The organism is Flectobacillus sp. (assembly GCF_049240685.1).
Lineage (GTDB): Bacteria > Bacteroidota > Bacteroidia > Cytophagales > Spirosomataceae > Flectobacillus.
Map to the genome: position 1 here is coordinate 1 of NZ_JBMLSD010000244.1, position 6,414 is coordinate 6,414.

General features: G+C 35.5%; 4 protein-coding genes. All 4 read left to right on the plus strand.

The window, feature by feature from the left end:
• The first annotated feature begins 253 nt into the window (after positions 1–253).
• The 4 genes from ACOVQ4_RS11270 (at position 254) to ACOVQ4_RS11285 (ending at position 5,657) form a co-directional block, all read left to right on the plus strand.
• Positions 254–1,471: a cation:proton antiporter gene (locus tag ACOVQ4_RS11270; RefSeq protein ID WP_421820743.1), complete on the plus strand. Its 1,218-nt coding sequence runs from the start codon at positions 254–256 to the stop codon at positions 1,469–1,471.
• A 336-nt stretch (positions 1,472–1,807) separates the two neighbouring features.
• Positions 1,808–2,485: a response regulator gene (locus ACOVQ4_RS11275; protein ID WP_421820744.1), complete on the plus strand. Its 678-nt coding sequence runs from the start codon at positions 1,808–1,810 to the stop codon at positions 2,483–2,485.
• 1 nt (position 2,486) lies between these two features.
• Positions 2,487–3,863, plus strand: a complete 1,377-nt coding sequence (locus ACOVQ4_RS11280) for a HAMP domain-containing sensor histidine kinase (protein ID WP_421820745.1) — start codon at positions 2,487–2,489, stop codon at positions 3,861–3,863.
• A 573-nt stretch (positions 3,864–4,436) separates the two neighbouring features.
• The gene (locus ACOVQ4_RS11285; protein WP_421820746.1) at positions 4,437–5,657 is read left to right on the plus strand and encodes a Na+/H+ antiporter NhaA; all 1,221 of its coding nucleotides are present in this window, start codon (positions 4,437–4,439) and stop codon (positions 5,655–5,657) included.
• Positions 5,658–6,414 lie beyond the last annotated feature (757 nt).

Sequence of the window (6,414 nt, forward strand, 5' to 3'; positions counted from 1 at the left end):
AATGCCTACAGCTTACAGCCTAAACTCAACAGGCAAAGAGTGTTAAATTGTTTTTTTAATAATAGATATTTTATTGCCTAATGCCTACAGCTTACGGCCTAAAGTGTTAAAACAATAGATGTGCTGTGCTTGCCTATCCGAGCGCTTAAATCCAATTTTGTACCATAACCCAAGAACCTACGATTTTTTATTAAACTTCGATGATTCGAACGGGTAGTTTTCATTTTCTTTCACCATTAACCATTTTGTATATATGAATACGTATGAAATTGTTTTGCTACTTTCGGGTGGTGTGATTATATCTTATATTTTTAATCTTATTGCCAAGAAATTTGCAATTCCATCGGTTTTGTTACTTCTAGGAACGGGGATTTTGATTGGACAATTTTTTGGACAAGACCAATTGCCTGCCACGTTTGTTAACAAAACTGTTGAAATTTTGGGGGTAGTAGGACTCATCATGATTATCCTCGAAGCGAGTTTAGATTTGGAATTGAGTCGAGATAAATCCAAAATGATTGCTCAGGCTTTTTTTGCGGCATTGCTTATTCTGTTGGCCTCTTCTTTCTCGATTGCTTTTATAATACAGCAGGCCACAGGTGAAACATTTCGTAACTGTTTGGTTTATGCCACTCCAATGTCGATTATCAGTAGCGCAATTGTCATTCCGAGTGTAGAGAACCTGTTACCTCACAAAAGGGAATTTATTATTTATGAAGCTTCATTCTCAGATATTTTTGGCATTTTATTCTTCAATTATCTTATTGCCGAAGAAGGCATTTCGATAGAATCGGGAGTACTTTACGGTTTCAATATTGTTTGGTCTTTATTATTATCGGTGGTAGTTGCTCTTGGTCTGATTTATCTTTTGTCCAGAATTACACTACATCTGAAGTATTTTCTTTTGTTTGCCGTACTTTTAGTACTGTATGCTGCGGGTAAATTATTACACTTACCTTCTTTGTTAATTATCTTATTTTTTGGATTATTTATCAACAACAGAAATATTATCAGACCTAGAATAATTGTGGAGGGCATTCCACAACACATGTTTGATGAAGTAGAAAACAATCTAAAATCTATTACGGCCGAAACAGCTTTTTTGATTAGAACCTTCTTTTTTATTCTTTTTGGTTATTCGATGAATGTCAATATTTTTGGTCAAGAAGAGGTTTGGATTACAGGGTCGATGGTAGTATTAGCCTTATTGGTAATCAGATTTATCTATCTTCGTTTTGTACAATCTCAGAAAAATACCATGCCAGAGCTGTTATTAATGCCCCGAGGGCTTATTACTATATTATTGTTTTACAGTATTCCTCAACAATTCAAATTAAGTACTTTCAACAACGGTATCTTATTTTTTGTAATTCTAATAACTAGCGTTTTGATGATGGTGGGTATCATGACTGCCGAGAAAAAAGGAAGCTCGAGCAATCTCAACGACGAGGCAATTGGCGAAATAGTATAATTTTAAGTTAGCACGTTTTTGAGCTTTAGGCTGTAAGCAATAGGCATTAGGCAAAAACATTTTAACACTTTTTGCCTTGTGACTTTAGGCTATAAGCTGTAGGCATTAGGCAATAAAATATCTATTATTAAAAAAAACATTTTAACACTCTTTGCCTGTTGCCTTTATGCTGTAGGCATTGGCGATAAAATATCTTTTATTAAAAAAAACATTTTAGCACTCTTTGCCTTGTGCCTTCTGCCTGTTGCCTTGTGCCTGTTGCCTAGTGTCTAAAACAAAACCCTAACTTACCTAACACTTTAGTATTCCTTTTTATATCAATCAAATTTTAAAACTATGAGAATTTTAGTAGTTGAAGACGAACCAAAAACCCTGCATGCCATCCAACAAGGCTTAGAAGAAAACCACTATGAGGTAGACATTGCCTACGACGGACTCATCGCAAGGCAGTTGGCCATGCGCAATAATTATTCTTTGATTATTACCGATATTATTATGCCAGGGCTCAATGGCTTTGTCTTGTCGCGAGAGCTACGCGAATCGGGAATTCAAACACCTATATTAATGCTTACAGCACTAGGCGAAACCGAAGATAAAGTTAATGGTTTTGATTCTGGTGCAGACCAATACCTAGTCAAGCCTTTTCAATTTGTGGAACTACTGGCACGCGTCCGCTCGCTCACAAAACGAGGGTCAAGTACCTTAATGACACACCAAAAGCTTAAATTTGAAGGTTTAGAAATGAACCTCGATACAAAAGTTGTAACTCGTGACGAGCAAGTCATTGAACTTACTGCCAGAGAATTTACTTTATTAGAATATATGATGCGCAATCAAGGTCGTGTACTATCCAAAGTGCAACTTGCAGAAAATGTATGGGATATAGGTTTTGATACAGGTACCAATTTTGTAGAAGTATATATTAATTATTTAAGAAAAAAAATAGATAAAAACTTTGATACTAAGCTCATTCATACCGTATTTGGGATGGGTTATGTACTGAAAAAAGAATAATATGCAAATAAGGGTCAGTCTTACTGTAAGATTTATTTTTATCGTTTCAACTATACTTTTGGCGGTATTGTTGTCGATATACCTTTACACGCAATATTATTTAAGTGAAAGCTTTTATCGACGATTATCAAATCGGACAGAGACTACCGCCGAGCTCTATTTTGTAGTCGACGATGTAGATTCTACCCTTTTAAGAACTATTACCGATCGTAATAAAAATGTGTTACACAACGAAAACATTACGATTTATGATAAGAATAAAAAGAAGATATTTACCACCAACGATCGTAAAAGCCTACCACTAACGGACGATTTGATGACCAAAATCCAGTTAGAAAAGAAATATCGCTTCCGAGATGGCAAACATCATGTTGTTGGCTACTATTATACCCATACACCCGAGCCTTACTTTATTATAGCAAGTGCTGTTGACGATTATGGAAGAGCATTTTTGGCGCAAATGCGGCTAATTATGGTTTTACTATTTCTGATTGTCATCTTGTGGGTTTCGGCAGCAGGGTGGTATTATGCAGGCAAAGCTATCGCTCCAATCGATGATATGGGACAAAAACTCAACAGTATAGTTCCCAAAAATATGCATCTGCGGCTTGCCGAACAAGATAATCAAGATGAAATTGATACATTAACTCACACCATTAATCAGCTCCTCGATCGTGTAGAGGAGACTTTCCAACTGCAAAGAATGTTTGTTTCGAATGTTTCGCATGAGCTTCGAAACCCCTTAACCAAAATGTCTTCACAGTTAGAGGTAAGTCTTATCAAAACTCGTACTCCTCAAGAATATCAAAAAACAATGTACTCGGTACTTGATGATATCCAAGAGCTGATTGCGCTTACTCAAAACTTATTAAAACTTACCAAAGTCGATGGAGCCAAACAGGATTTGCTTGTGGATAAAGTTCGTATTGATGAACTATTGTGGGAGGTTCGTGGGCTTTTGACTAAAAGTAACGCGCTTTATCATATTGATATTATTTTTGATGAACTACCCGAAGACCCCGACGGGCTCTGTATGTTGGGTAATTCTGCTTTACTCAAAACAGCTATTGTCAACCTTGCTGAAAACGCCTGCAAATTCTCATTAGACAAAAGAGCGATTATCCGTCTGCGCTGTTTGCCCACCGAAATCCAGATATCTATAGAAGATAAGGGTATCGGTATTGAAGAGGCAGAATTATCCTATATCTTCCAACCATTTTATCGTAGTAGCCAAACCGCCGACACCAAGGGTTATGGTATTGGTCTCTCGCTTGTCGAACGTATCGCTCGTATGCATGGCGGTATGGTAAATGTCAAATCTTCTCCTAAAGTGGGTACTACTTTCACGCTTATTTTACCAAGCAATATTACATTCTAAGTATTTTCTAATATCTGTCTAAGAAAGTTTTAACTTTATGATTGCAAATTTGTATCGGAAAGAGAAATATATGTTGAAGTTTAACGAAGTTGTGGGGCAGGTAGATATGAGGCATTAGCTTACTGACTGGCTCTCGTCTGATATCTCAGTTGCCCCCTTACTTCTTTGTTAGCTTTTTTTGTACTCTTCATTCAACAACCCTGAAATTGATTCTGAGTCGCCTATGCAATAACTCTACCTATTTGTCTTACTAGGAAATTCTCCTAAAATCAATATTCAAACTTTATTGACTTATGGAAGTAACCGTAAAGAGAACGAAAATTTCTCGCTTGAACTATATTAAACTAATTTTAAAGAAGGTAAGCTTTTCGCCTCTATTATTTAAAAAAGAATTACAAAAAGGTTTACAAGAATGTAAAACCGAGCAATTGGTCATCTTAAAAAGATGGTGCCTCAAGCATTTTGCATCTCTTTATTCCCAAATTATATTGCAGGTATTCAGGTCTTTCGAGACAAGATTACTTCCAAGCTAGTCATCTCTAAAGACAGTAATACGTTTTCTGTCAGTTATCAATGAAAAAGCGTTTCCATAAAGTTTTGATCGAACCTATCAAGGAGGTGTCAAGCCCTATTATTGAAATAGAGCAGACAGGTCAACTAAGTGGATTTTTACTACTCAATGCTTTATTCCTTACTCTTTTGCTAGCCAATATTCCCATGAGCGGTAGTGCCTATATCAAGTTTTGGGTATCGCCATTAGTTCCCGCTTTGAATGCAATATCGGCTCAAGAGGTAATCAATAAAGGATTGATGACATTGTTTATGTTGGAAATTGGCCTCGATTTAAAGAAGGAGCTTACCCAAGGTGAACTTCAAACTTATCAACGTGCCAGTTTACCTTTCTTTGGAGCCATTGGAGGCTTAGTAGTGCCCATCATAATATTTTGTTTTCTTAATCAAGAACAATCTATTCTTTCTGGTTGGATTATTCCTACTACAACTGACATAGCCCTCTCTTTAGGTATCTTAAAATTACTTGGGAATAAAGTACCTAGTTTTATCAAGGCTTTTTTTGTTGCTTTGGCTATTATCGATGACTTATTAGCACTCTTGCTTTTGGTGATATTTTATTTGCCAACGGTAGGAAGCCTAAAAATTGTGCTCGTTCTATTAAGTATTATTTTTTTAGGTGCGTTAAAATATTTTAAGAACACCTCTTTGGCTTTTCATTTTTTTATAGGAGGATTCTTATGGTGGAGTATGGTACAAGCTGGTTTTCCGTCTGCCATCTCAGGAATTATTACAGCCCTTTCTATCCCTATTAATCGAATAGATGAGCTAAAAAGATGGATTTACATGCCAGTAAATTATCTGATTGTTCCGCTATTTGTATTTGCCAATGTAGCAGTTGCTATCAACTTGGAAAGCTTAGAATTCTTACAAGAATCTCATGTAAAAGGTGTTTTGATTGGACTGCTACTAGGTAAACCTCTCGGAATTGTACTTACAACATGGCTAGTTGTCCGATTGAAGTTTGTACAACTTCCTCCAAACATCAATTGGGTGCAAATTATAGGTTGTGGTATTTTGGCTGGAACTGGAGTTACAATGGCAATTTATCTTACTGAGCATACCTACCTAAGTATGGAAATAAGAGACTTTATTAAGATAGGGGCTATTTTGGCATCTTTGACATCGGTTTTTTTTAGTACAATGATTTTTATAAATTCAACAAGTATTGCGAACTTATTTCACTGGTCATTTTTACGAGTATTGTTTTTTAGGAAAACCTAAAACTATTACAAAGATTTTTATCTGATTACTTTTATTACCGTTTCAAGTTTGACTTACTTCTAAACTAGACATATAAACAAACTACTCTTAAATATTGCGATTGTTAGCACAGAAAACCCCTCCGATATGATATTGGTGGGGTTTCTTTTTGTTTGAACAGTATCTAAACAGTTTGATAATTAAAAAGACGTTATTAGTTAACAGTCTGATTACTGGACAAAATTGAAGTTACTAGTTCAAGACTTAGTCTTGGACTCATTTTTTTAACAGTTTAAAACTGTTTTTAAAATCATCAGTGACAAAGGCTATATACCTCAATCTCACTTTCTTGTTTTGTCCAGTAATCAGGTTAACAGTATATTGGTTATTGTAATACAATCAAAATGTTATCTTCATTTTTCACCTTTGAGACACTATTGATTTAATGTTTCCTTTTACTTACTACTAAAAAAACAAACCTAAGTCTTGAACTAGTAAAGTGTAAAATTAGATTTAATTTGAGTGCATTAGGCAATGAGCCGTAGGTATTAGGCAAAAGCTCTTTATATTTTTATAAAAACATTTTTTGCTTTCAGCTTGGGGCTTGGGGCAAAAACCTAAAAACAACAACACTCTTTGCCTGTTGCCTTGTGCCTGTTGCCTTTTGCCTGTTGCCTTGTACCTTGTGCCTAAAACACATAATTTAAACCTAATTCTACACTGCTAACTTACCTTAAACCATAGATGCAATAGCAAAAAGGCGCTCGAAAAGCTAATT

Coding starts and splice junctions, on each gene's coding strand:
- ACOVQ4_RS11270 (WP_421820743.1), top strand. CDS start 254: ATGAATACGTATGAAATTGTTTTGCTACTTTCGGGTGGTGTGATTATA.
- ACOVQ4_RS11280 (WP_421820745.1), top strand. CDS start 2,487: ATGCAAATAAGGGTCAGTCTTACTGTAAGATTTATTTTTATCGTTTCA.
- ACOVQ4_RS11275 (WP_421820744.1), top strand. CDS start 1,808: ATGAGAATTTTAGTAGTTGAAGACGAACCAAAAACCCTGCATGCCATC.
- ACOVQ4_RS11285 (WP_421820746.1), top strand. CDS start 4,437: ATGAAAAAGCGTTTCCATAAAGTTTTGATCGAACCTATCAAGGAGGTG.